The sequence below is a fragment of the Amycolatopsis balhimycina FH 1894 genome (assembly GCF_000384295.1).
Classification (GTDB): Bacteria; Actinomycetota; Actinomycetes; order Mycobacteriales; family Pseudonocardiaceae; genus Amycolatopsis; species Amycolatopsis balhimycina.
The window spans coordinates 7,772,975-7,794,613 of record NZ_KB913037.1 but is presented as its reverse complement, the minus strand read 5'-3'; the positions used below and the strand labels follow the sequence as shown (position 1 = coordinate 7,794,613).

Here is a 21,639-nt window from a genome sequence, read left to right as displayed (position 1 = left end):
CTGTATCCTCGCAGCCTGCACTGCGAAGGACGGCGTGACCACAACGGACAGTTTTGTCCCCTGTGGTCACGACCGGCCTCTGAGCAGGGTAGACGATGATCGCCGGAAGTGCCGTCCGGTCATTCGGCGAAGGGGTCCGGGGCTGTCCCCCGATCGGTCCCGGCCCCCGACGCCCGAGCCGGATGCCCTATTCCGGTCATGAATATGCTCGGTATTCGTCGCACGAAAGGGTGATTACCCGGCGAACTTCACAAGACGCGCAGCAGTCCTTCTTGGACGACCGTGGCGATGAGCGTGCCGTCCTCGGCGAAGAACCGGCCGGTGGCGAGACCGCGGGCCCCGGACGCGGTGGGTGACGCGCTGTCGTAGAGGAACCACTCGTCGGCGCGGAACGGCCGGTGGAACCACAGCGCGTGGTCGAGGCTCGCGCCGAGCACCTTGTCGGTGTCCCAGTAGACGCCGTGGCGCGCGAGCACCGAGTCCAGCAGGGTCATGTCCGAGGCGTAGGTGAGCACGCAGACGTGCAGCAGCTGGTCCGCGGGCAGCTTGCCGTCGGCCCGCATCCACACCTGGTTGCGCGAGGGCCGCTCGCCGGTTTCGCGGGTGACCCACGGCGGCTCGTTGACGTACCGCAGGTCGATCGGCCGCGGCCGGGCGTGCGCGCCGATCGCGTAGCCCTCGGCGCGTTCCATCAGCGTCGGCAGCGTCTCCGGCGCCGGCACGCCCTCCGGCATGGCTTCGGCGTGCTCGATGCCCGGTTCGTCCTTCTGGAACGACGCCGAGAGCGAGAAGATCGCCTTGCCGTGCTGGATGGCGACGACCCGGCGGGTGGTGAACGACCGGCCGTCCCGGATCCGGTCGACCTCGTAGACGATCGGCACGCTGGGGTCGCCGCCGCGGATGAAGTAGGCGTGCAGCGAGTGGACGCGGCGTTCCTCGGGGACCGTGCGCCCGGCCGCGACCAGCGCCTGGCCGGCGACCTGTCCGCCGAACACCCGCACCGGCGAGTGGGCGGGCGAGACGCCGCGGAAGATGTTCTCTTCGATCTTCTCCAGGTCGAGCAGCGCGATCAGGCGGTCCAGCACGGGCTGGCCGCCACCGGGGAGCTCCAGTTCGGTGGCGGCCGTCCTGGCCAATTCAGTCATGCCAGGACCTTACGTCCATACTGAGCGGTCGGTCTCTCAAGCGTGGTCGTCTTCACCGAGCCGGTGCACCCGGATCAGGTTGGTCGACCCGACGGTGCCCGGCGGGGAACCGGCCACGATGACGACCAGGTCGCCCTTCTGGTACTTGCCCATCTCCAGCATCGCGTGGTCGACCTGCTGGATCATCTGGTCGGTGGACTCCACCCGCGGCACGATGTGGGTGTTCGTGCCCCAGGTCATCGACAGCTGGCTGCGCACGCAGTCCTCCGGCGTGAACGCCAGGAGCGGCAGCCGCGTGTGCAGCCGCGCGAGGCGGCGCACGGTGTCACCGGACTGCGTGAACGCGACCAGGGCCTTCGCGTTGAGCCGCTCGCCGATGTCGCGGGCGGCGTAGGAGATGACGCCGCGCTTGGTGCGCGGGACGTGCGAGAGCGGCGGCACGATCGGCGAGTCGGTCTCGACCGCCTCGATGATCCGGCCCATGGTCTCGACGACCTCGATCGCGTACCGGCCGACCGAGGTCTCACCGGACAGCATCAGCGCGTCGGCGCCGTCGAGCACCGCGTTCGCGACGTCGGAGGCCTCGGCGCGGGTCGGCCGGGAATTGTTGATCATCGACTCGAGCATCTGCGTCGCGACGATGACCGGCTTCGCGTTCTCGCGGCAGATCTGGATGGCGCGCTTCTGCACCAGCGGGACCTGCTCGAGCGGCAGCTCGACGCCCAGGTCGCCGCGGGCGACCATCACCGCGTCGAAGGCCAGCACGATGGCCTCGAGGTTGTAGACGGCTTCGGGCTTCTCGATCTTGGCGACGACCGGCAGCCTGCCCTTGCCGACCCGGTCCATCACCTGGTGGACCAGGTCGATGTCGGCCGGCGAGCGGACGAAGGACAGGGCGATGAAGTCGACGCCCAGCGCCAGCGCGAACTCGAGGTCCTCGATGTCCTTTTCGGACATCGCGGGCACCGAGACGTCCATGCCGGGCAGCGAAACACCCTTGTTGTTGCTGACCGGGCCGCCTTCGGTCACCTCGCAGACCACGTCCGGGCCCTCGACGCCCTTGACCACCAGGCCGACCTTGCCGTCGTCGACGAGCAGCCGGTCGCCGGGCTTGGCGTCCTTGGCCAGGCCCTTGTAGGTCGTCGAGACGCGGTCGTGGGTGCCGGCGACGTCTTCGACGGTGATCCGGACCACGTCGCCGTTGTGCCACTCGACCGGCCCGCCGGCGAACGTGCCCAAGCGGATCTTCGGGCCCTGCAGGTCGGCGAGGATGCCGACCGCCCGGCCGCTCTCGGCGGCCGCGGCCCGGATGAGGTCGTAGACCTCCTTGTGGTCACTGTGGCTGCCGTGGCTGAAGTTCATTCTGGCCACGTCCATGCCCGCGTCCACGAGCGCACGCATCTTCTCGGGCGTGGCAGTGGCGGGGCCCAGGGTACAAACGATCTTCGCGCGTCGGCTCACGTCCGCACAGCGTAGTCTCTCTTCGCGCGTTCGTCTGTACCGATACCGAATGTTCAAGAAAGTGTTCAGAGAGTCCCCAGGTCAACTCACACTAACGGCGCGGCCGTTCACTTGGCCCGATCCGGTCGCGGGCCCATTCGTTGAACTCGCGCAGCTGCCGCCAGGCCTTGCGGACCCGGTCGAGGGCGGCGCGCTCGTGGAGCACGTCGTCGGGCTCCCAGCCGCGCACGGCGTAGACCGACCGGTGCCGCAGCAGGTCGAGCCGGGGGTGGCCGGCGTCGAACCCGCGGGGCTTCGACTTCAGCCGGTCGCCCTTGACCTCCCAGCCGGCGCGTTCGAGCTTCGCGAGGATCTTCCGCAGCGCCTCGCCGTGCAGCTCGGTGTCGACGGCCTGCCGGAACCGGATGAGCTGGTCGGACTCCAGGTGGAAGCAGCCGCCGCCGACGCGCAGGCCGTCCGGGCCGACCTCGACGTAGTACGCGCCGCCGCCGCGGCCCTGCTCGATCACCGCGCCGCAGTGCGTCTTGTACGGCGTCTTGTCCTTGGCGAAGCGGACGTCGCGGTAGGGGCGGAACACCTTGGGGTCGCCGAAGCCGTCGGAGAACTCGGGGGCCAGCTCGGCCAGCAGGGCCTCCATGGGTGCCCGGACGTCGTTCTTGTACGTCTCGACGTGGTCGTCCCAGTAGGGCTTCGAGTTGTCCTCCACGAGGCCGTCGTAGAAGTCGATGGCGTACTCGCCGAATCCGCTGAACTTCACGCCCGCGACCATAAACGGAGGCACCGGCAAGTTCCGCCGCGGAGGTCGACATTCCTTGACAGGAATATGCCCCGCGGAGCACATTCCAGGGGTGATGCGGACCTTCGACGTGCTGGCCGAACCCCGGCGCCGGACCATCCTGGACCTGCTGCGGGACGGCGAGCGCTCGGTGGGCGAGCTGGTCGACGAGCTGAACCTGAGCCAGCCGGCGGTGTCGAAGCACCTGCGCGTGCTGCGCGAAGCGGGGCTCGTCACGGTGCGGGTGGCGGCGCAGCGCCGGTGCTACGCGCTGCGGCCGGAGCCGCTGGCGGAGGTCGACGCCTGGCTGGCGCCGTACCGCCGCTTCTGGTCGGACCGGCTCGACGCGCTGGAGCGCCGCCTGGACGCCACCGACCCGCGCTGACGGGCCCGGGATGTCATGAACGACTCTTTCCTGTCATCCGACGACAGGAAAGAGTCGTTCATGACGTTCGGAGAGCCGCTGGTCGCGCTCAGGGGTGGTCGAAGGTGATGCCGCGGTCCGCCGCGCGACGCTCGCCCCATTCGTACAGCGCCTGCAGGGCCGGGCGGAGCTCCTCGCCGACCTCCGTCAGGTGGTACTCCACGTGCGGGACCCGGCCGTCGAACTCCTCGCGGCGGACGATGCCGTCCGCCGCCAGCTCGCGCAGCTGCTGGGTCAGCATCTTCTCGCTCACACCCGGCATCCGGCGCCGCAGTTCGCCGTAGCGGTGGGCGCCTTCCTTGAGGTGCGCGAGGATCACCGGTTTCCACTTGCCGCCGATCAGGTCGACGGCCAGCTCGGCCGCGCAGTGGTAGCGCTTCATCCCGTTCTCCCCTACGCACCGGAAAGTACGTGGTTGCCCGGCCGGGCCGCCGCTGGTTGCCTGGACCGGTGATCGTCGAATACCTCCGCTACACCGTGCCAGAAACCGCGCGGGCGGACTTCGAAAAAGCCGCCGCCGGGCACCGGTTCGAGCGGGGCGCCGGCCGGTACCTCGTGCGAGCCGAAGCCCCCTTCGCCGACATCGAGGGCTTCACGCCCGACAGTGAACCCGAGCGGTACGAGACCACCACTCCCACGCTCTACGAGTGGGCAGGCGGCCGCGAGGCCCTCGTCAGGCTGCTGACGATCTTCTACGGCCACGTCCTCGAAGACCCGCTGCTCGAACCGGTGTTCCGCCACATGGACGCCCACCACGCCGAGCACGTCGCGGTCTGGCTCGGCGAGGTCTTCGGCGGGCCGTCCGGCTACTCCGCGGGTCACGGCGGGCACGCCCACATGATCGGCCGCCACCTCGGCCGCGGGATCACCGAGCAGCAGCGCCGCCGGTGGGTGAGCCTGCTGCTCGACGCCGCCGACGAGGCCGGCCTGCCCGGCGACCCGGAGTTCCGGGCCGCGTTCGCGGGCTACCTCGAGTGGGGCAGCCGGCTCGCCGTGCTCTTCTCGGCGCCCGGTGCCGAGCCCGACCTGCACGAACCCGTGCCGCACTGGGACTGGACGGTACCGCCCTGGCAGCCACCGGCGCCCTAGCCGCATAGTGAGGGCAGTCGGAAGGAGGCTGCCCTTGATCCGGGTCGACGGCCGGACCCTGCGGTGCGCGGACGTGGTGACCGCCGCGCGCACCGGTCCGCTGGATATCGACGTCTCGATCGCCGCCCTGCGCGCGGCCGAGCACGCGTGGAAGCTCGCGGACGAACTCAGCACCCGGCGGGTGGTCTACGGCCGGACCACCGGCGTCGGGGCCAACAAGGACGACACCGTCGCGCACTCGACCGAACACGGGCTGCGGCTCCTGCGCAGCCACGCGGGCGGCAGCGGAGACCCGATGCCGGACGGCCAGGTGCGGGCGATGATGCTGATCCGGCTCAACCAGCTGCTGACCGGCCGGTCGGGGATCAGCCCCGAGCTGATCGGCGCGCTGGCCGACGCGGTCCGGACGGGCGCGCTGCCGCTGGTGCACCGGCTCGGCTCGATCGGCACCGGTGACCTGGCGCCGCTGGCCGAGACCGCGCTGGCGCTCACCGGCGAGCGGCCGTGGGTGACCGGGCACGTGCCGCCGGTCCCGGTGCAGGCGGGTGACGCGCTGGCGTTCATGAGCAGCAACGCCGCCACGCTCGCCGAAGCGACGCTCGCGGCGATGCGGCTGAACACGCTGACCCGGGCGAGCCACGCCGTCGCGGCACTGACGTACGTCGCGCTCGACGGCAACCCCGAGGCGTACGCGACTCCGGTGCACGAAGCGCGTCCGCACGCGGGGCAGGTCGCGTGCGCGGCGGAGATGCGGCGGCTGCTGGGCATGCACCACACGCCGAAGCCGGGACGCCGGGTCCAGGACCCCTTCGGGTTGCGGGCGTTCCCGCAGGTGCAGGGCCCGGCACTGGACGCGATCCACTACCTGCGGGACGTCCTCGCCGTGGAGATCAACGCGAGCACCGAAAACCCGATGATCTCGACGGTGCACGGCGACGCCTACCACCACGCGCACTTCCACACGGCGTACGTGTCGACGGCGCTGGACCAGGCCCGGGCGACCGTCCACCAGGTGGCGGAGCTGTCGGTGGCGCGGCTGGGCGACCTGGTCGAGCCGGAGTTCACCGGGCTGCGGCCGTTCCTCGCGGCGGGCCCGCCGGGCAGTTCCGGCGTGATGATCCTGGAGTACGTCGCCCACGACGCCCTGACGGAGCTGCGGCAAGCGGCCCTGCCGGCGACGCTCGGCACGGCGGTGGTGTCCCGCGGCATCGAGGACCACGCGAGCTTCTCGACGCAGGCGGCCCGCGCGGCGACGGCGGCGTGCTCGGCCTACCAGCAGGTGCTGGCGTGTGAACTGGTGGCGGCGGTCCGCGCGCTGCGCATGCGGGAGGCCGATCTGGTGGACCTCCCGGTGCGCGACGCTTTCGAAGCGGCGTCGGCGGTGCTGGACGGGAGCGTCGACGACCGTCCGCTGACCGGCGACATCGCCGCCGCGGTCGGCATCCTCGACCGGCTGGCCCGCATTTAGCGCCCTGACCGGAAAGACGTGAAGGCCACCTTGAGGAACTTCAAGTTCCTCAAGGTGGCCTTCACGAACCTTGGCTCAGCCGAAGAAGACTTCGGCTTCCTGGTAGCGCTCGACCGGGACCGTCTTCAGCTCGGCCGTCGCCTCGGACAGCTTCACGCGGACGATGTCCGTGCCCTTGAGGGCGACCATGACGCCGAAGTCGCCGTCCGCGACCGCGTCGACGGCGTGGAGGCCGAAGCGCGTGGCCAGGACGCGGTCGTAGGCAGTCGGGGTGCCGCCGCGCTGGACGTGGCCCAGCACGACCGCACGGGACTCCTTGCCGGTGCGGTGGGCGATCTCGTCGGCCAGCCAGGTGCCGATGCCGCCGAGGCGGACGTGCCCGAAGGCGTCCTTCTCGCCGGTGAGCAGCTTCTCCTCGCCACCCTCGGGCAGCGCGCCCTCGGCGACGACGATGATCGGCGCGAACTCCTTCTCGAAGCGGCGCTCGACCCAGGAGACGACCTGGTCGACGTTGAAGTGCCGCTCCGGCACCAGGATGACGCTCGCGCCGCCGGCCAGGCCGGAGTGCAGCGCGATCCAGCCGGCGTGCCGGCCCATGACCTCGACCACGAGCGCGCGGTGGTGCGACTCGGCCGTGGTGTGCAGCCGGTCGATCGCCTCGGTCGCGATGGAGACCGCGGTGTCGAAGCCGAAGGTGTAGTCGGTGGCGCCGAGGTCGTTGTCGATCGTCTTGGGTACACCGACGACGCCGATGCCGTCGTCGGTCAGCCGCTTCGCGACGCCGAGGGTGTCCTCGCCGCCGATCGCGATCAGCGCGTCGACGCCCTGGTCGGCGAGGACCTGCTTGATCTTGTCGACACCGCCGTCGACCTTGTACGGGTTGGTGCGCGAGGACCGCAGGATGGTGCCACCGCGGGTGAGGATGTCCTCGACGTCGTTCAGGCCCAGCGGGCGGCTGTCGCCGGTGAGCGGGCCGTTCCAGCCGTTGCGGAAGCCCACGAAGTCCCAGCCGTGCACCTCGATGCCCTTGCGCACCACCGCGCGGATCACCGCGTTGAGCCCCGGGCAGTCGCCGCCGCCGGTCAGCACACCGACACGCATGAGAAGCCTCCGTCTGTTCTCGGGAGATGACAGTCACATTTCGTCGTCCGCCAGCGTAGCGGCTCCCGTCTTGATCGGTGCAGGCCGTACCACCTGCCGGATCGGTCCCCGGTGACCCTGTGCTACGTTGAGCCCGTGCAGCGCTATTTCTGGTTTACGAAGCCGGCCCCGGGTGGGCACGGCGGCGTGAACCTGCGCTGACCACCACCCCCGAGCCGGATCTCGAAACCGGCTCGGCGAGTCCCCCGCGGGTCGGTGTCCACCAGGAAGGACCACCCCGCGATGACACTCTCCGTCGGACCGGCCACCATCGGTGACCTCGACGCCGCGCGCACGAAGTCGATCAGTCCGCTCATTTCGCCCGCGCTGCTGCGCGAAGACCATCCGGCCGACGCCGCCGTCGCCAAGGTCGTGCGGCAGGGCCGCGCCGACACCGTCGACATCCTCGAAGGCCGGGACGACCGGCTGCTCGTCGTGGTCGGCCCGTGCTCGGTGCACGACCCCGAAGCCGCGCTCGACTACGCCCGCCGGCTGGCGTCCAAGGCCGACGAACTGCGCGACGACCTGCACATCGTGATGCGCGTGTACTTCGAGAAGCCGCGCACGACGCTGGGCTGGAAAGGCCTGATCAACGACCCGGACCTCGACGGCACCTTCGCCGTCAACAAGGGCCTGCGGATGGCACGCAAGCTGCTGCTCGACGTCTCGGAGCTGGGGCTGCCGGTCGGGTGCGAGTTCCTCGACCCGATCACGCCGCAGTTCATCTCCGACATCGTGACGTGGGGCTCGATCGGCGCGCGGACGGCGGCGAGCCAGGTGCACCGCCAGCTGTGCAGCGCGCTGTCGATGCCGGTGGGGATCAAGAACTCGACGGAGGGCGACGTCCAGGTGGCGGTCGACGCGACCCGCGCGGCGGCGGCGAGCCACGTGTTCCCGGGCATCAACACCGACGGCCTCGCGGCGCTGCTGACGACGTCGGGCAACCCGGACTGCCACGTGATCCTGCGCGGCCACAACGGCGGCCCGAACTACGACACTTCGACTGTTGCCGGCACGCTGGCCCGGCTGGCGAAGGCGGGCCTGCCGGAGCGGGTGATCATCGACGCTTCGCACGGGAACAGCGGCAAGGACCACGTGCGGCAGGGTGCCGTGGTGCGGGAGCTGGCTTCGCGGATTTCCGCTGGTGAGCGCGGGATTTCCGGGCTGATGATGGAGAGCTTCCTGGCCGGTGGGCGGCAGGAGCTTTCGCTGGGGAACGCAGCGCAGCTCACTTACGGGCAGTCGATCACGGATGCGTGCCTGGCGTGGGATGACACCGCGCCGCTGCTGGACGAGCTGGCCTCGGCCGTGCGGGCGCGCCGCTGAGAGGTCCCCGGCCTGGGGGTCCCCCGGTTTTCACGTTACCGGGGACCCCCGACAGTTCCGGGGCTTGCGGCAGGACCGGCTGGCGCGAATGACTCATTGGGGACGTGCGAGGTCCCGAATGAGTCATTCGCGACGTTCGAACCGGGGCAAGCCGCGGGAAGTGTCGGTACCTGCCGGTAGCGTGGATGACGGGGGCGCCCCCGCGGCCCGCAGGTCAGCGGCGCGGGAAGTAGCTCTCGATGACGTCCCACCGCGCCAGGTTGTGCTTCGCGTCGGCCAACGCGTCGTGCTGGTCGGTCGGGGCCGCCGGGAGCTTCGGCTTCCCCGCGTCCTCCCAGCGCTGACGCAGGTCGCGCGTGAAGCGCGGCAGCTGCCTCGGCAGGGCCGGCATCGGGCCCCACAGCTGGGCGAGCGCGACGTGGTCGTACGCGGCGAACCAGGCCCACAGCTCGATGCCGCCCGGTGGCTTGCCGAAGAACTCCAGCAGGTCGGTGCGGATCTTCTCGCGGCTGCGCCAGGCCGGGTCCGCCGGCGAAGGCAGCTTGTCCAGGACGTGGTCGCGGACCCACGCTCCCGCGCGGGCCGGGTCGAACTCGGTCGAAACCGCGTAAAACTCGCGGCCCCGCTCGTCCACCACTCCGATCGACACCAAATCGATCGTCACGCCGTCTTCGATGAACTCGGTGTCGTAGAAAAAACGCACTTCGGGAAGGTAGCAGCGGCGCGAAGCGCCTCCGTTGAGGGTGGTGGCGGGGAGGAAGGCGGAGCGTAGTCGGTCAGCCGACCTTCGAGTCCGGCACCCGGGCGGCGTCACGCGCGGCGGGCTGCGAAGGCACTTCGGGCTTCACGCCCGCGGCCTCGGCGGCGAGGAGTTCCTTCGCCTTCGCCGCGTAGATGTCGACGTACTCCTGGCCCGACAGCTCCATCAGGGCGTACATGATCTCGTCGGTGATGGACCGCTCGATGAAGCGGTCGCCCGCGAGGCCCTCGTAGCGCGAGAAGTCGAGGGGCTTGCCGAACCGGACCTCGAGACGGCGGGGCCACCACATCTTCGAGCCGATCGGGTTGACCTTGTCCGTGCCGATCATCGCCACCGGGACCACGACGCCGCCGGACTCCAGGGCGATCCGGGCGACGCCCGTCTTGCCCTTGTACAGCCGTCCGTCCGGGGACCGGGTGCCCTCCGGGTAGATGCCCAGGAGGTGGCCCTCGCGCACCAGGCGGGTCGCCGTGTCGAGGGCGGCCTGCGCGGCGTTGCCGCCGGACCGGTCGATCGGGAACTGGCCGACGCCGGTGAAGAACCACTTCTTGAGCGTGCCCTTGAAGCCGGGCTCGGTGAAGTACTCGGACTTGGCCGGGAAGGTCACCTTGCGCTTGACCCGCAGCGGCATGAAGAACGAGTCCGCGACCGCCAGGTGGTTGCCGGCCAGGATCGCACCGCCGGTCTCGGGGATGTTCTCCGCGCCGACGACCTTGGTCGGCCAGAGCGCCTTGAGCAGCGGTCCGAGGAACACCCACTTCATGAGCAAGTACAGCACCGGTGCCTCAGTCCTCCATCGCAGCCGCAGCCCCTGTTCACCCGCGTCGGACAGCCTACGAAGCCGGGTGGCCGCCGCACAACGCAGACCACCCGGTTACCACTTCGGCAGCGATCGATCTCACAGCGAATTCCGGGCCCGGGCGGAGCCCCACAACGCTCGCCGGGCGTGAGAGCATGGACAGATCCACCGCTCACACGGAAGGCGATCGCATGGGCGTGCTCGCCGGCGCGGAACCGTTCGGCCACACCGGTTCGGCCGAAACCGGGTTCCTGCTCTGCCACGGGTTCACCGGTACCCCGGCGAGCATGCGGGCCTGGGGTGACCACCTGGCCGGGGCCGGGTTCACGGTGCGCTGCCCGCTGCTGCCCGGCCACGGCACCCGGTGGCAGGACCTCAACCGCACGACGTGGGAGGACTGGTACGGCGCGGTCCGGGAGGCGCTGCTCGCGCTGCTGGCGACGTGCAAGAACGTCTTCGTCGGCGGCCTGTCGATGGGCGGCACCCTCACGCTGCGCCTCGCCGAGGAGTTCGGCGACCGGATCGCCGGGATCGTGCTGGTCAACCCGTCCGTGACGCGGCTGAAGTGGGACACGCGGCTGCTGCCGGTGCTGGGCCGGGTGGTGCCGTCGGTGCCGGCGATCGCGAACGACATCAAGAAGCCGGGCGAGACGGAGCTGGCCTACCCGCGGACCCCGGTGCGCGCGGCGGCGAGCCTGGCGAAGCTGTGGGCGATCGTGCGCGCCGACCTGGCCAAGGTGACCCAGCCGGTACTGCTGCTGCACTCGTCGGTCGACCACGTCGTCGAGCCGGTGAACTCGCAGCTGGTGGCCGGCGGCGTCTCCAGCACCGACGTCACCGAGGTCGTGCTCGAAAACAGCTACCACGTGGCGACGCAGGACAACGACGCCGAGGTGATCTTCACGCGCAGCGTCGAGTTCGCGAAAGCACACGCCACCCAGCCGGAGGAGACCGCATGAGCCGCGGGAAGGACGGGCCGGAGGACGTCGACGCGACGTTCGCCGAGATCGTCGCCGACCTGCGGGCCGGCGGGTTCGGGCTGCCCGAAGAGGACACCGCGGACACCGGCACCGGAGCCGCCACCGCGCCCGGGGTGGGCGCGGAGAACGAGTCGCGGAAGACGCCGGAGCGGCCCGCCGAGCCGCCGGTCGTGGACACCCCGCCGGAGCCCGGCTGGCGGTCCGGCGGCACGTCGTGGGACGCCACGATGTTCTCCGACGACCCCGCGGACGACGACGAGCACTACGTCCCGCCGGAGCCGCCGCCGCTGCCGCGGCCGAAGATGGGCGCGTTCCTCATCCTGCTGCTGTTCCTGGCCGGGCTGTTCCTGCTGATCCTGCCCGGCGCGATCGGGGTCGGCCCGACGGTGGCGACACCGCTGGGCATCCTCGCGCTCGCGACGTCCATTGCGCTGCTGCTGCTCCGCGTCCGGCAGGGACCGCCGCCCGGCGCCGACCCCAGCAACGGCGCCCAGGTCTGACGCGCACGCGATGCACATCGAGTTCAGCCCTTCGCGGCGATCGACCGTCGGCGCGGAGTGGGAGCTCGGCCTGGTGGACCGGCGCAGCGGCGAGCTGTCCTCGGTCGCCGAGCAGATCCTCGACGCGGTCCGCCCGGACGGTGCGGCCGAGCACCCGAAGATCAAGCAGGAGCTGCTGCTCAACACGATCGAGATCATCACCGGCGTCTGCGACACGATCGCCGAGATCAAGGCCGACCTGAACGACTCGCTCGACGTCGTGCACGGCGTCGCCGACCCGCTCGGCGTCGAGATGTTCTCGGCCGGGACGCACCCGTTCTCGAACTGGTACCAGCAGAAGGTCACGGACAAGGAGCGCTACGCCAAGCTCATCGACCGGACCCAGTGGTGGGGACGGCAGATGCTGATCTACGGCGTCCACATCCACGTCGGGGTCGACCACCGCGAGAAGGTGCTGCCGATCCTCGACGCGCTGCTCAACTACGCGCCGCACCTGCAGGCGCTGTCGGCGTCGTCGCCGTACTGGGGCGCCGAGGACACCGGGTACGCGTCGAACCGGGCGCTGATGTTCCAGCAGCTGCCGACGGCCGGGCTGCCGTTCCAGTTCCGGAAGTGGGCGGAGCTGGAGAGCTACGTCGAGGACATGTTCACCACCGGCGTGATCGACCACTTCTCGGAGATCCGCTGGGACATCCGGCCGTCGCCGAAGCTCGGCACGATCGAGATGCGCGTCTGCGACGGGCTGCCGACGCTGGAGGAGGTCGGCGCGATCGCGGCACTGACGCAGTGCCTGGTCGACGACTTCAGCGAGCGCCTCGACGACGGCGAAATCCTGCCGTCACTGCCGCCGTGGCACGTCCAGGAGAACAAGTGGCGCGCGGCCCGCTACGGCACCGACGCGATCGTCATCCTGGACGCGGCGGGGCGCGAGCGGCTGGTCACCGACGACGTCGCCGGCCTGCTGGACCGGCTGGAGCCGGTGGCGCGGCGCCTCGACTGTGTGGCCGAGCTGCGCGACGTCGAGACGATCCTGCGGTACGGGCCGAGCTACCGGCGGCAGCGGGCGGTTCGCGAACGGCACAAGGGCAGCCTCAAGGCCGTGATGGCGTCGCTGGTCGCCGAGATGCGGGACGGGATCGCGAAGGACTAAAGCTCGTCGAGCCGGGTCCGGAGCGTGCCGGGGCCGAGGATCGACGCGCCATGCGCTGCCACGCGGCGGCGCAGCTCGCGATCGGCCGTCGCCACCAGGACCTTGGCCTTCTGCCGCGCGACGACTTCGACGATCTTCGAGTCGCCGTCGGTGTCCGCCGCGACGACCTCGACACCGGGGACGGACTGGACGTTCCTGGCCCGCCCTTCGACGACCAGGATGATCCGGGGCCACCAGGTCACGGCCGGGTCGTCCGGGTCCGGCACGCCGGCTTCGGCGAGCTTCGCGAGCTGGTCGCGGAGGCGCTCGGCGGCACCGTGCCGATCGCGCCACCAGCCGTCCGGCCGCGAGCCGACGACGTTGGCCGCGTCCACGACGAAGACCAGCTCCTGCCCCACCCGGTCGCGCAGGTCCGGCCAGGCGGCCGCGAAGTCGCGGTGCAGCCGGTACCCGGGCACGTCGTCGGGGTCCACCCAGCGCACCTCCGCACTTTCGGTGTTGGCGGCCCGCGCTTCGGCTCCGTCGGCGAGGGCGAGCACGGTCGTGTAGCTCCAGTCTCCATGGTCCACCACGGACGCGGCGACCGCGCGGAAGGCGTCGACGGGGACAGCGGCCTCTTCGAGCGCTTCGCGGGCGGCCGCGTTTACGGCCGTCTCCCCGGCTTCGATGGCGCCGCCGGGCAAGGCCCAGGTGCGGCCGTGGTGCACCCACCAGGCGCGTCTTTGCAGCAGGACGCCGCGCGCGGGGTCGGCGAGCAGCAGGCCGGCGGCGCCGTAGCGGCCCCAGTGCAGCCGCCCGCAGGAGCAGCGGACGAACACGCTCGCGGACGCCTGGCTCACCCGCCCAGCCTGGCACAGTTCGAGGCCGGGAGCGGCGCGCTCGGTGGCCCGCCGGAACGCCGTGAACGACCCTTTCCTGACGTCCGGCGACAGGAAAGAGTCGTTCATGACGTCCGGGGCCGGTCAGACCGGGGTTTTGGCTGCTTCCAGGGCGAGGGCCGCCGCGCCGACGATTGCCGTGTCGTCGCCGAGGTGGGCCGTGCGGATCCGGGCCAGGGGCCGGTGGCGGGCTCCCGTGATCGCGCCCGCGTAGTGCTCGCGGGCCTCGTCCAGGAACAGGGGCGCCGACTCCGACACGCCGCCGCCGATCACGATGATCTCCGGGTCGAACACGTCCGCCACCAGGGCCAAGCCTTCGCCGAGCCACTTCGCCAGCTCCGCCATCGCCAGCTGGGCGATCGGGTCGCCGTCGCGGGCCGCTCCGGCCACCCGGCGGCCCGTCACCGAGCCCGGGTCGCCCGCCACCTGCGGGGCCAGCACCGTCGACCGGCCCGGGTGCCGCGCGAGCAGCTCCACCGCCGTCGCCGCCAGGGCCGTTCCGCTGCAGTACCGCTCCCAGCAGCCGTACTTGCCGCACGGGCAGGGGCGCCCGCCCCGGACCACCGTCAGGTGGCCCAGCTCCGGCGCCACGCCGTAGGCGCCCCGGTAGAGCTTGCCGTCCAGCAGGAGGCCCGCGCCGATGCCCGTGCCCAGCGCGACCAGCGCCGCCACCTGGGCGCCGCGGGCCGCGCCGAAGCGGTGCTCGCCGACGATCGCCGAATTGACGTCGTGCTCCAGCAGCACCGGCAGGCCGACGCGCTTCTCGATCCGGTCGGCGACCGGTGCGCCACGCCACGCCAGGTGTGGCGCGAACATCACCGACCGGCGGTCGCGGGCCACGAACCCGGCCACGGCCAGGCCGACCCCGGCCACGTCGTGCCGGTTGCGCAGGTCCTCGACCACGCCGGCGATGGCGTCCTCGAGGGCGCCTTCCTCGCTCGGTGTCGCGACGCGGGCCGTGTCGAGCAGGGAGCCGCGTTCGTCCACCACGCCGGCCCGGATGCTCGTCCCGCCGACGTCCACCCCTATCGTCCGCACTCAGCTCTCCCACTCGTCGCGCCTGCGGACGGCGATGTGCTGCACCCTGGTCGGCACCGTGGCGTCCGCCGCCGGCCGCGCCGCGGGCCGGAACCCGGGCATGTGCACGCCCTCCTCCGGCTCCCAGCGGTCCGCCAGCACCGCGCGCAGCAGGGCCACCAGCTGCGCGAGCTGCTCGGCCAGCCGCGCGACCAGCTCGGGCCGTTCACCCCGCACCACCGCGACGATCGCACAGAGCGGACACCAGCCGCACGCCGAGCCGTCCGGTTTCGCCTCGTCAGGGGTCCCGTAACCACCGGTGCTTCGCCCCGGGCCGGGGGCTTCGCCACCCGGAACCCCCGAAAAGAAGCTTCCGTGGCCGGCCGCGAGCACGCCTTCGAGCCACGGCGCCGCCTTCTCCGCGACCATTTCGGCGAGCAGGCGGATCTCCTCCGTCAGGCGCGGCCCGTGTTCCTCTTCGCTCACCCGCGTCCCCGGTTCCCGGCCAGGCTCACGACCAGGCCGTCGGCGTCGGATTCCGCGCCGGTGATCCGGCACGGCCGCAGCGACTCCGGCAGGGCGATCAGCCTGCGGAAGCCGTCCACGGTGATCGCCAGGTCGTCGTCGACGCGGGCGAGATCGACCTCGGCGTCCCGCGCGAGCGGGATCGCGACGCGCAGGGTGTACCCGTCCGGGGCGCGCCGCACGCGCAGCAGCGGGGTCACGGGCATCCCGTTGCCGTCCAAGGGATCGCCGCCGCGGTACAGCTCGGCGGCGATCTCCAGCAGCGCGGGCAGCCCGACCGGTTCGGCGGCGCGGTGCTCGACCCGGGCGACCGGCGCGATCCCGGTGGCGGCGAGTTCGGCGAGCACGGCGTCCTGCTGCGCGCGGCGCGTGCGCAGCCACGTCGCGGCGCCGCCGCGCCAGAACCCGGGCGCGGGCATCAGCCGGTTCGCGATCAGGCCGTCGACGGCGATGCCGCGCAGGGCCAGTGAGCTGAGCGTGCGCCGCGCCTCGGCGACGACCACCCGTTCCGGCGTCAGCACCAGCCGGACCGTCGTCACCGACGGGTCGGTGAGCAGTGCGCGCAGGCCGTCGAGGTGGACGCCGAGCCGGCGCACCGGCTCGGCGACGCGGCGCCCGAACACGCGGGGCAGGTAACCCGACACGGCCTCGGGCAGGGCGAGCAGCCGCAGCGTCTCGGCCGTCGGCCCGCAGTCGACGACGAGGGTGTCCCACCGGCCGTCCTCGGCCAGCCGGCGGACCTCGGTCAGGGCGAGCAGCTCGTCGACGCCGGGCAGCACGGTGAGCTCTTCGGCGTCCAAGGTATCGAGTCCGGCGCCGGCCAGGACGGCCTGCAGCTCCACGCGCAGCCGGTGCCAGGTGGTGTCGACCAGCGTCCGCGCGTCGACCTGCACACCGGCGAGCAGAGTGTCCACTTCGGACGGTTCCGCGCCCAGCGGGTGCCCGTACGCGTCGGCGAGCGAGTGCGCCGGGTCGGTGGATACGACGAGCGTCTTCCTGCCGCGGGCGGCGAGGGCGGCGCCGGTGGCCGCGGCCAGCGTGGTCTTCCCGACACCCCCCTTGCCGGTGAACAGCAGGATCCGCACCCGCCTACCCCTCGGCCCGCTTCTTGAGCTCCTTCAGCGCGGTGTCCATGACCATCTTTTCGGCCTTGCGGCGCAGCAGGCCGATCATCGGCAGCGCCAGCTCGACCGACAGCGTGTACGTCACGCGGGTGCGGCCGCCGCCGAGGTCCGCCAGCGCGTACCGGCCGTTCTGCGCCTTCTGCATCTGACCCTTGACCAGGTGCCAGCTGACGCCGAGGCCGTCGTCGTCCCAGTCGTATTCAAGGGTGTAGACGTCCTTGATCGGGCCCGCGTCGAGGGTCAGCTTGACCTGCTTGGCCCGCCCGCCGTCGTCGGTGTCGAGGACCTCGGTCTGCCGGACGGCCTTGGCCCATTCCGGGTACGCGGGGAAGTCGGCGATCACGGCCATCACCCGGCTGGGCTCGGCGTCGACCTCGATGGACTGTGTGGACTGCTCGGCCATGGGTCGAAGCGTAGCCGCCGCGGTTGGTCACCAGCGCAGCACGTAGGGCTGCCCGGTCTCCTTGAAGTGACCCACGTTACGGCACTCGGTCAGGCCGACCCGGGCGCGGGCGGCCAGGGGCTGGTGCACGTGCCCGAACACCGACCAGCGCGGCCGCTGCGCCCGGATCAGCTCCAGCAGCGCCGTCGAACCGATCTCGCTGCGGCGCGCCACGACGTCGTAGGTCAGCTCCGGCAGGGCGGGCGGCCCGTGCGTGCAGAGGACGTCGACGTCGGTGAGCGCGGCCACTCCACGGTCGTAGTCCTCGCGATCCCGCAGGTAGGGCCGCCAGGCGGCGCCCTTGCGGCGGCGCGGGACGACGCCGTCGGGCAGCAGCGCGCCGCCGACGAACCCGAACCGCAGGCCGCCGATCTCGGCCACCTCGCCGTCCAGCACCCGGACGCCCTCGCCGGCGAACTCCGGCCACAGCGCCGGGGTGTCGACGTTGCCGGGAGTGGCGTAGGTGGGCGCGGTCATCGCCGCGAACAGCGTCGCGTACTGGGCCCGGATGGCCTCGTCGACCGCGGCGCCCGGGTCGTCGAGGGTCGCCCAGAGCGTCCGCGAGTAGGCAACGGTTTCGTCACGGGTGCCCTCGCGGCGCAGGCGCGCGAACTCGCCGACCTTCTCTCCGCCGAACAGGGCGCCCATGATGCCCTTTTCGTAGTCGTGGTAGTCGACGAAGTCGATCAGGTCGCCGAGCACGACCAGGGCGTCGGCCCCCTCCCCCGCCCGCTTCAGCGCGTCGGCGTTGCCGTGCACGTCCGAGACGACGTGAACTCGCACCCCAGGTCCCCCTAGCTTTCGACCGAACTGCCCTCGCCGCGCGGAGGAACGCCGGGCTCGCGCCCGTCCTCCAGGATCTCCTTGAGCCCGAGGGCGATCGCCTTCGCCGCACGGGCCCGCCGGTCGAACTCCCGGCGCAGGTCACGCGGCGCCAGCGCGCAGGGCGTCCCCGCCGCGTCAGCGGGCGTCGCCCGCAGGAAGTAGTGCAGCAGGGTGCCGTCGAGCACCGGCTCGAGCCAGACCTCCATCGTACCGACGAGGGCGCCCCGCACCGTCCAGCGCAGGCCCCGGTCGCCGCGGTCGGTGTAGACCTCGAGGACCAGGTCGGGCCAGTAGCGCGTCCAGGACGCGGGATCGGCGAAAGCGGCGGCCACGGTCGACGGCGGAACCACGAGGAACGTCTCGTCGACGATGTCGAGTGAAGGTGGCGCGTTCACGTGCGAAGAATGTCACGCCCTCGCCGTGCGACGGCGATCAGCATGGTCTTAAGGTGCTCACCACGCTAAGTTGACTGGCGGGTAACAGCGGTGTCACCTGCCGCACGCGTTGAACACGGAGGTCCACGTGCGCGAATACAGCGCTCCCGCCGGGAAGCCGGTGGCCGACGACGAAAACATGTCCGACGTCGTCTGGGCGAATGCCGAGCGGTTCTCCGACGTGGTGAGCTTCCGCCGCCAGGTCGAGGGCAGCTGGCTGGACGTCACCGCCAAGGAGTTCGCGGCCGAAGTGCTGGCCGTGGCCAAGGGGATGGCGAAGGCCGGGATCGGCCGCGGCGACCGCGTCGCGATCATGTCGAAGACCCGCTACGAGTGGACGCTGATCGACTTCGCGATCTGGGCGGCCGGCGCGGTGACCGTCCCGATCTACGACACGTCCTCGCCCGAACAGGTGTGCTGGATCCTCTCCGACTCGGCCGCCAAGGCCGTCTTCGTCGAGACGAACGGGCACGTCGGCGCGGTGGAGCAGGTCCGGGACCGGCTCACCGACCTGAAGAACACCTGGCAGATCGAGGGCGACAACCCGGCCGTCGAGATGCTCGCCGCCCTCGGCGGTGAGCTGTCCGACGACGAGCTGCACGACCGGCGGCGCGAGGTCACCGCGGACGAGCTCGCCACGATCGTCTACACCTCGGGCACCACCGGCCGCCCCAAGGGCGTCGAGCTGACCCACCGCAACCTGCTGGCCGAGATCCGCGCCGACATCGAGGCGTTCCCGCAGCTCATGGAGCAGGGCAACTCGCTGCTGTGCTTCCTGCCGCTGGCGCACGTGCTGGCCCGCGCGATCGCCGTCACCGCGCTGACCGCCCGCGTCACCCTCGGGCACACCCCCGACGTCAAGAACCTGGTCGCCGACCTCGGCACGTTCCGGCCGACGTTCGTCGTCGCCGTGCCGCGCGTGTTCGAGAAGGTCTACAACTCGGCGAAGCAGAAGGCCCACAGCGAAGGCAAGGGCAAGATCTTCGACGTCGCCGAGGCCACGGCGGTCGCCTACAGCGAGGCGCAGGACAAGGGCGGCGCCGGGCTCGGGCTGAAGCTCAAGCACCTGGTCTTCGACAAGCTCGTCTACGGCAAGCTGCGCGCGGCCCTTGGCGGCCGCTGCGTCGCGGCGGTCTCGGGCGGCGCCCCGCTCGGCGCGCGGCTGGCGCACTTCTTCCGCGGCATCGGCGTCCCGGTGTTCGAGGGCTACGGCCTGACCGAGACGTCCGCGGCGGCGAACGTCAACACGCAGACGGCGTTCCGCGTCGGCACGGTCGGCAAGCCGGTCAACGGCACGTCGGTCCGCATCGCCGGCGACGGCGAGGTCATGCTCAAGGGCGACGTCGTGTTCCGGGCGTACTACAACAACCCGCAGGCGACGAAGGAAGCGCTCACCGACGGCTGGTTCCACACCGGCGACATCGGCGAGCTCGACGCGGACGGGTTCCTGAAGATCACCGGCCGCAAGAAGGAGATCATCGTGACGGCGGGCGGCAAGAACGTCGCCCCGTCCGGCCTCGAGGACACGATCAAGGCGTCCCCGCTGGTCAGCCAGGCGATGGTGGTGGGCGACCAGCGACCGTTCATCGCGGCGCTGGTGACGGTGGACGAGGAGTACTTCCCGTCCTGGAAGTCCCAGCACGGCAAGCCCGCTTCCGCCACGGTCGCCGACCTGGCCACGGACACCGACCTGCTCGCGGAGATCCAGGCGGCGGTCGACGAGGCGAACAAGTCCGTGTCGCAGGCCGAGGCGATCAAGAAGTTCACGGTCCTGGCCAACGACTTCACCGAGCAGGGCGGCGAAATCACGCCGAGCCTGAAGCTGAAGCGCAACGTGGTGACGAAGAACTACGCCAACGACATCGAAGGCCTGTACAAGAAGTAGCCCAAGTCCGTGAATGGCACATTGAGGGACGTAGAGTCCGTCAATGTGCCATTCACGGCTTAAGAGGTGTGCTGGGCGGCGATGAAGTCGCGGTACCAGCGGTAGCTGGCTCGCGGGGTGCGCTGCTGGGTCTCGTAGTCGACGTGGACCAAGCCGAAGCGGGGCTTGTAGCCGTGGGCCCACTCGAAGTTGTCCAGCAGGGACCAGCAGAAGTACCCGCGTAGGTCGACGCCCGCCGCCGCCGCTGTGCGGGCCGCCTCGATGTGCTCGTTCAGGAAGTCGATGCGCTCGTGGTCCGCGAAATCGCTGCGGTCCGGGTACACGCAGCCGTTCTCGGTGACGTACACCGGGGGGAGCGACGGATAGCGGTTGTGCAGGCCGACGAGGGCTTCGGTCAGGCCCTCCGGCTCGACCGGCCAGCCCATTCCCGTGCGCGGGACGTCCGGCAAGCGCGAAGTGTCCACCCCGATGTCGGCCGCGGTCCGCAACGCCGGGTCCGGCTCGCGGTACGGCGCCTCCGCCACGTGCAGCCGGTAGTAGTAGTTGACGCCCAGGTAGTCGAGGGGCGCCCCGATGATCTCGAGGTCGTCGTCGTGGCGGAACGAGAAGTCCGAGACGCCGTCGAACATCGCGGCGAGCCCGGGTGCGTACCGGCCGCCGAACAGCGGGTCGGTGAACTGGCGGCGCAGCAGCGTGTCCTGCCGGGCCGCCGCGGCGGCGTCCGCGGGCGACGGCGACACCGGCACGACGGGCGACTGGTTGAGCACGATGCCGAACTGGTGCGGCAGCGCCGCCCGCTCGCACATCGCCCGCACTGCCAGGCCGTGTCCGAGCAGCAGGTGGTGGGCGGCCGCCAGCGCGCCGTGCCCCTCCCGGGCTCCCGGCGCGTGGCGGCCTTCGCCGTAACCCGCGACCGCGCACGGGTACGGCTCGTTCAGCGTCGTCCAGTGGTCGACGACGTCGCCCAGCTCCTCGTGCACCAAGGCCGCGTACTCGGCGAACCGGAACGCCGTGTCGCGGGACCGCCAGCCGCCCGCGTCCTCCAGGGCCTGGGGCAGGTCCCAGTGGTACAGCGTGAGGAACGGCTCGATCCCCCGCTCCCGCAGCCCTTCCACCAGCCGCCGGTAGAAGCCGAGGCCCCGGTATTCGACACCGCCGCGGCCGGAAGGCTGGATCCGCGGCCACGACACCGAGAACCGGTACGAGTCGACGCCCAGTTCGGCGAGCAGGTCGAGGTCGGCGTGCCAGCGGTGGTAGTGGTCGGCCGCCGGTTCCCCGGTGTCGCCGCCGGCCACCGCGCCGGGCTGCGTCGCGAACGTGTCCCAGATGGACGGTCCGCGCCCGTCGGCAGTGGTGGCACCCTCGATCTGGAACGCCGAGGTGGCCACGCCCCAGCGGAAACCGGGTGAGAAGCCCGCTTTTCGGGGGTCCGGGCGGCGAAGCCCCTGGCCCGGGGCGAAGCCCCGGTTGTCACAGCTGGAAGTCACGGTGA

At 71.4% G+C, this 21,639-nt stretch carries 23 protein-coding genes; 8 read left to right on the top strand and 15 right to left on the bottom strand.

Annotated features, from left to right (window positions below; genetic code table 11):
* Nucleotides 1-248: 248 nt before the first annotated feature.
* The 3 genes from tesB to A3CE_RS0135975 all read right to left on the bottom strand — a co-directional run bounded on the left by tesB (nucleotide 249) and on the right by A3CE_RS0135975 (nucleotide 3,363).
* Nucleotides 249-1,145, bottom strand: a complete 897-nt coding sequence (tesB, locus tag A3CE_RS0135985) for an acyl-CoA thioesterase II (RefSeq protein WP_020644953.1) — start codon at nucleotides 1,143-1,145, stop codon at nucleotides 249-251.
* Between the two features lie 36 nt (nucleotides 1,146-1,181).
* Nucleotides 1,182-2,606, bottom strand: coding sequence for a pyruvate kinase (gene pyk, locus A3CE_RS0135980; RefSeq protein WP_026469193.1), 1,425 nt, complete (start codon nucleotides 2,604-2,606; stop codon nucleotides 1,182-1,184).
* A gap of 91 nt (nucleotides 2,607-2,697) precedes the next feature.
* Complete coding sequence (locus A3CE_RS0135975; RefSeq protein ID WP_026469192.1) at nucleotides 2,698-3,363, bottom strand: DUF2461 domain-containing protein; 666 nt, start codon at nucleotides 3,361-3,363, stop codon at nucleotides 2,698-2,700.
* Between the two features lie 94 nt (nucleotides 3,364-3,457).
* Here A3CE_RS0135975 and A3CE_RS0135970 point away from each other — a divergent pair, with 94 nt between their 5' ends.
* Nucleotides 3,458-3,766: an ArsR/SmtB family transcription factor gene (locus A3CE_RS0135970; protein WP_020644950.1), complete on the top strand. Its 309-nt coding sequence runs from the start codon at nucleotides 3,458-3,460 to the stop codon at nucleotides 3,764-3,766.
* A gap of 88 nt (nucleotides 3,767-3,854) precedes the next feature.
* Here the strand turns inward: A3CE_RS0135970 and A3CE_RS0135965 are convergent, their stop codons facing one another.
* Nucleotides 3,855-4,187 (bottom strand): winged helix-turn-helix transcriptional regulator, encoded by a 333-nt coding sequence (locus tag A3CE_RS0135965; protein WP_020644949.1) that lies wholly within the window; start codon nucleotides 4,185-4,187, stop codon nucleotides 3,855-3,857.
* A 68-nt stretch (nucleotides 4,188-4,255) separates the two neighbouring features.
* On the opposite strand from A3CE_RS0135965, the gene A3CE_RS52165 reads away from it, so the two are divergent.
* Both A3CE_RS52165 and A3CE_RS0135955 read left to right on the top strand, forming a co-directional pair.
* A complete protein-coding gene (locus A3CE_RS52165) occupies nucleotides 4,256-4,894 on the top strand; it encodes a group II truncated hemoglobin (protein WP_020644948.1) in 639 nt (212 codons plus the stop codon).
* A gap of 34 nt (nucleotides 4,895-4,928) precedes the next feature.
* Complete coding sequence (locus A3CE_RS0135955; RefSeq protein WP_020644947.1) at nucleotides 4,929-6,362, top strand: aromatic amino acid ammonia-lyase; 1,434 nt, start codon at nucleotides 4,929-4,931, stop codon at nucleotides 6,360-6,362.
* Nucleotides 6,363-6,437: 75 nt separating this feature from the next.
* Here the strand turns inward: A3CE_RS0135955 and A3CE_RS0135950 are convergent, their stop codons facing one another.
* The gene (locus A3CE_RS0135950) at nucleotides 6,438-7,463 is read right to left on the bottom strand and encodes a 6-phosphofructokinase (RefSeq protein ID WP_020644946.1); all 1,026 of its coding nucleotides are present in this window, start codon (nucleotides 7,461-7,463) and stop codon (nucleotides 6,438-6,440) included.
* A gap of 282 nt (nucleotides 7,464-7,745) precedes the next feature.
* Between A3CE_RS0135950 and A3CE_RS0135945 the strand changes: the two genes are divergently transcribed.
* A complete protein-coding gene (locus A3CE_RS0135945) occupies nucleotides 7,746-8,828 on the top strand; it encodes a 3-deoxy-7-phosphoheptulonate synthase (RefSeq protein WP_020644945.1) in 1,083 nt (360 codons plus the stop codon).
* A gap of 214 nt (nucleotides 8,829-9,042) precedes the next feature.
* Here the strand turns inward: A3CE_RS0135945 and A3CE_RS0135940 are convergent, their stop codons facing one another.
* Entirely contained in the window at nucleotides 9,043-9,531 is a 489-nt protein-coding gene (locus A3CE_RS0135940; protein ID WP_020644944.1) for a polyadenylate-specific 3'-exoribonuclease AS, read from the bottom strand.
* A gap of 73 nt (nucleotides 9,532-9,604) precedes the next feature.
* Nucleotides 9,605-10,366, bottom strand: coding sequence for a lysophospholipid acyltransferase family protein (locus tag A3CE_RS0135935; protein WP_020644943.1), 762 nt, complete (start codon nucleotides 10,364-10,366; stop codon nucleotides 9,605-9,607).
* Nucleotides 10,367-10,578: 212 nt separating this feature from the next.
* Between A3CE_RS0135935 and A3CE_RS0135930 the strand changes: the two genes are divergently transcribed.
* From A3CE_RS0135930 to A3CE_RS0135920, 3 genes are read left to right on the top strand one after another with little or no spacing between them, the layout of a single operon-like run.
* On the top strand, nucleotides 10,579-11,346 hold the full coding sequence (locus tag A3CE_RS0135930; protein ID WP_020644942.1) for an alpha/beta hydrolase: 768 nt from the start codon (nucleotides 10,579-10,581) through the stop codon (nucleotides 11,344-11,346).
* The gene (locus A3CE_RS0135925; RefSeq protein WP_020644941.1) at nucleotides 11,343-11,867 is read left to right on the top strand and encodes a hypothetical protein; all 525 of its coding nucleotides are present in this window, start codon (nucleotides 11,343-11,345) and stop codon (nucleotides 11,865-11,867) included. Before A3CE_RS0135930 ends, A3CE_RS0135925 begins: the two co-directional genes overlap by 4 nt.
* Nucleotides 11,868-11,877: 10 nt before the next feature.
* Nucleotides 11,878-13,017, top strand: a complete 1,140-nt coding sequence (locus tag A3CE_RS0135920; protein WP_020644940.1) for a glutamate--cysteine ligase — start codon at nucleotides 11,878-11,880, stop codon at nucleotides 13,015-13,017.
* Here A3CE_RS0135920 and A3CE_RS0135915 read toward each other — a convergent pair.
* From A3CE_RS0135915 to A3CE_RS0135885, 7 genes are all read right to left on the bottom strand, one after another.
* Entirely contained in the window at nucleotides 13,014-13,856 is an 843-nt protein-coding gene (locus A3CE_RS0135915) for an NUDIX domain-containing protein (protein WP_026469189.1), read from the bottom strand. The genes A3CE_RS0135920 and A3CE_RS0135915 overlap by 4 nt on opposite strands.
* Nucleotides 13,857-13,979: 123 nt before the next feature.
* Nucleotides 13,980-14,918, bottom strand: coding sequence for an ROK family protein (locus A3CE_RS0135910; RefSeq protein ID WP_020644938.1), 939 nt, complete (start codon nucleotides 14,916-14,918; stop codon nucleotides 13,980-13,982).
* Between the two features lie 15 nt (nucleotides 14,919-14,933).
* Entirely contained in the window at nucleotides 14,934-15,398 is a 465-nt protein-coding gene (locus tag A3CE_RS0135905; protein ID WP_020644937.1) for a hypothetical protein, read from the bottom strand.
* Nucleotides 15,395-16,522, bottom strand: a complete 1,128-nt coding sequence (locus A3CE_RS0135900; RefSeq protein ID WP_020644936.1) for an ArsA family ATPase — start codon at nucleotides 16,520-16,522, stop codon at nucleotides 15,395-15,397. Before A3CE_RS0135900 ends, A3CE_RS0135905 begins: the two co-directional genes overlap by 4 nt.
* A 4-nt stretch (nucleotides 16,523-16,526) precedes the next feature.
* Nucleotides 16,527-16,964 carry an SRPBCC family protein gene (locus A3CE_RS0135895; RefSeq protein WP_020644935.1) on the bottom strand — a complete coding sequence of 146 codons (438 nt, stop codon included), beginning with the start codon at nucleotides 16,962-16,964 and terminating at the stop codon, nucleotides 16,527-16,529.
* A gap of 27 nt (nucleotides 16,965-16,991) precedes the next feature.
* A complete protein-coding gene (locus tag A3CE_RS0135890; RefSeq protein ID WP_020644934.1) occupies nucleotides 16,992-17,786 on the bottom strand; it encodes a metallophosphoesterase family protein in 795 nt (264 codons plus the stop codon).
* Between the two features lie 11 nt (nucleotides 17,787-17,797).
* Nucleotides 17,798-18,223 carry a hypothetical protein gene (locus A3CE_RS0135885; RefSeq protein ID WP_020644933.1) on the bottom strand — a complete coding sequence of 142 codons (426 nt, stop codon included), beginning with the start codon at nucleotides 18,221-18,223 and terminating at the stop codon, nucleotides 17,798-17,800.
* 127 nt (nucleotides 18,224-18,350) lie between these two features.
* On the opposite strand from A3CE_RS0135885, the gene A3CE_RS0135880 reads away from it, so the two are divergent.
* Nucleotides 18,351-20,147, top strand: a complete 1,797-nt coding sequence (locus tag A3CE_RS0135880) for an AMP-dependent synthetase/ligase (protein ID WP_020644932.1) — start codon at nucleotides 18,351-18,353, stop codon at nucleotides 20,145-20,147.
* 59 nt (nucleotides 20,148-20,206) lie between these two features.
* On the opposite strand, the gene A3CE_RS52160 is transcribed toward A3CE_RS0135880, so the two are convergent.
* A complete protein-coding gene (locus A3CE_RS52160; RefSeq protein ID WP_084641901.1) occupies nucleotides 20,207-21,634 on the bottom strand; it encodes a GH1 family beta-glucosidase in 1,428 nt (475 codons plus the stop codon).
* Between the last annotated feature and the right edge of the window lie 5 nt (nucleotides 21,635-21,639).

Coding starts and splice junctions, on each gene's coding strand:
- A3CE_RS0135970 (WP_020644950.1), top strand. CDS start 3,458: ATGCGGACCTTCGACGTGCTGGCCGAACCCCGGCGCCGGACCATCCTG.
- A3CE_RS0135920 (WP_020644940.1), top strand. CDS start 11,878: ATGCACATCGAGTTCAGCCCTTCGCGGCGATCGACCGTCGGCGCGGAG.
- A3CE_RS0135945 (WP_020644945.1), top strand. CDS start 7,746: ATGACACTCTCCGTCGGACCGGCCACCATCGGTGACCTCGACGCCGCG.
- A3CE_RS0135895 (WP_020644935.1), bottom strand. CDS start 16,964: ATGGCCGAGCAGTCCACACAGTCCATCGAGGTCGACGCCGAGCCCAGC.
- tesB (WP_020644953.1), bottom strand. CDS start 1,145: ATGACTGAATTGGCCAGGACGGCCGCCACCGAACTGGAGCTCCCCGGT.
- A3CE_RS0135965 (WP_020644949.1), bottom strand. CDS start 4,187: ATGAAGCGCTACCACTGCGCGGCCGAGCTGGCCGTCGACCTGATCGGC.
- A3CE_RS0135930 (WP_020644942.1), top strand. CDS start 10,579: ATGGGCGTGCTCGCCGGCGCGGAACCGTTCGGCCACACCGGTTCGGCC.
- A3CE_RS0135925 (WP_020644941.1), top strand. CDS start 11,343: ATGAGCCGCGGGAAGGACGGGCCGGAGGACGTCGACGCGACGTTCGCC.
- A3CE_RS0135950 (WP_020644946.1), bottom strand. CDS start 7,463: ATGCGTGTCGGTGTGCTGACCGGCGGCGGCGACTGCCCGGGGCTCAAC.